The sequence below is a fragment of the Methylobacterium endophyticum genome (genome assembly GCF_050591105.1).
Lineage (GTDB): Bacteria > Pseudomonadota > Alphaproteobacteria > Rhizobiales > Beijerinckiaceae > Methylobacterium.
The window spans coordinates 1-516 of the sequence record NZ_JBNHES010000058.1 but is presented as its reverse complement, the minus strand read 5'-3'; the positions used below and the strand labels follow the sequence as shown (position 1 = coordinate 516).

Here is a 516-nt window from a genome sequence, read left to right as displayed (position 1 = left end):
GTCGCCACCTCCCTCTCGGCCGCCGTCGAGGAGCAGGGCGCGGCCACCCAGGAGATCGTGCGCAACGTCTCGCAGGCCGCCATGGGCACCGGAGAGGTCACGGCCAACATCGCCGGCGTCGCCGGTGCCGCCGACGAGACCGGGGCCGCCGCCGCCCAGGTCCTCACCTCCGCCTCCGAGCTCTCCCGCCAGTCCGACCACCTGCGCGCCGAGGTCGCCCGCTTCCTCGCAACCGTCCGCGCCGCTTGAAGCGGTCGGTAACACGCGCCCCCTCTCCCCTCCGCGGGAGAGGGTGGCCCGCGAAGCGGGTCGGGTGAGGGGAGCGACATATCCGGAGAGGTCGCTTCCCTCACCCGACCCTCGCTGACGCGAGGGCCACCCTCCCCCGCAGTGGGGCAGGGGAATCGCATATGAGTATCGTGGGCGTTGCGTTTTTGAGTTTGATCGATTCTGACCAAGCTTTTCTCTGTGAGGGGCATGGCTGTGGTCGAGGATCTGCTCGTCATCCTGCGTGAA

1 pseudogene is annotated in these 516 nt (G+C 69.4%); it reads left to right on the top strand.

Annotated features, from left to right (window positions below):
* A pseudogene (locus ACP56T_RS21905) lies at positions 1-249 on the top strand (methyl-accepting chemotaxis protein); the annotation flags it as partial.
* Positions 250-516: the final 267 nt, after the last annotated feature.